At 65.1% G+C, this 1398-nt stretch carries 1 protein-coding gene; it reads left to right on the forward strand.

The window, feature by feature from the left end:
* Positions 1–1398: NAD-glutamate dehydrogenase domain-containing protein (locus tag EN925_RS35860; RefSeq protein ID WP_206633129.1), on the forward strand; the 1398-nt coding region annotated here is incomplete at both ends.

Below are 1398 nucleotides of genomic sequence, written 5' to 3' on the forward strand. Positions count from 1 at the left end.
ATGCTTTTGTCCCCGAAAACCCGGCTGATCGCGGCCTTCGACCATCGCGACATCTTCATCGATCCCGATCCCGACATGGCAGCCTCGATGGCCGAGCGCGAGCGCATGTTCGCGCTGCCGCGTTCGAGCTGGCAGGACTACGACAAGACGAAACTGTCGGAAGGCGGCATCATCGTCTCGCGCAACCAGAAATCGATCACCTTGCCGGCGGCGGCGGCGGCGGCGATCGGCCTGGCCAAGACCACCGCCACGCCGGTCGAGATCATGACCGCCATCCTCAAAGCGCCGGTCGATCTTCTGTGGTTCGGCGGCATCGGCACGTATCTCAGGGCATCGACCGAGACCAATGCCGAGGTCGGCGACCGCGCCAACGATGCCATTCGCATCACCGCGCTCGACGTCCGGGCGAAAGTGATCGGCGAGGGCGCCAATCTCGGCGTCACGCAGCGGGCGCGCATCGAGTTCGGCATGAATGGCGGCCGCTGCAACTCCGACGCCATCGACAATTCGGGCGGCGTCAACTGCTCCGACGTCGAGGTCAACATCAAGATCGCGCTGGCTTCCGCCATGCGCAAGGGGTCGTTGACACGCCCGGCACGCAACAAGCTGCTGGCCGAGATGACCGAGGAGGTCGGCTCGCTGGTGCTGTCCAACAACTACCAGCAGACGCTGGCGCTTTCGATCGCCCGCAAGCGCGGCCTCGCCGACATCGCGCATCAGAGCCGCTTCATGACGGCGCTGGAGGCGCGCGGCCTGCTCGACCGTGCCGTCGAGACGCTGCCGTCGCCGGCAGCGCTGGCCGAGCGTGAAGCGCGTGGCGAACCGCTGACCAGAGCCGAACTCGGCGTGCTGCTCGCCTATGCCAAGATTGTGCTGTTTTCCGACATCGTCGCCAGCGACGTGCCTGATGACGCGCATTTCGACCGGGACCTGATGGGCTATTTTCCCGACCAGATGGCGAAGAAATACGCCGCCGAGATCCATGGCCACAGGCTGCGCCGCGAGATCATCACACGGGTCGTCGCCAACGATCTGGTCAATCGCGGCGGCCCATCCTTCGTCAACCGGCTGCAGGAGGCCACCGGGCGCACCGCCGCCGACGTGGTGCGGACCTTCGCGGTGGTGCGTGACGGTTTTGCCTTGCCGGCGCTCTATCGCGAGATCGACGCGCTCGACAACCAGATCGACGGCCAGGTGCAGCTTGATCTCTATCAGATGGTCAGCCGGCTGATCTATGTGACCAGCGGCTGGTATCTGAAGAACGATGCCGGCACGGCACCCCTCAGCCAGCGCATTGCCGAGTTGCAGGAAGCCCGTAAGGCGCTGGAGCCCAAGCTCGTTTCGCTGCTGCCGGCCTTTTCACGCGAGCGCATCGAGGAGAAGCGGCATGGGCTGTTC

This window comes from Mesorhizobium sp. M7A.F.Ca.US.006.04.2.1 (genome assembly GCF_004022915.1).
In the GTDB taxonomy this organism is placed as follows: domain Bacteria; phylum Pseudomonadota; class Alphaproteobacteria; order Rhizobiales; family Rhizobiaceae; genus Mesorhizobium; species Mesorhizobium ciceri.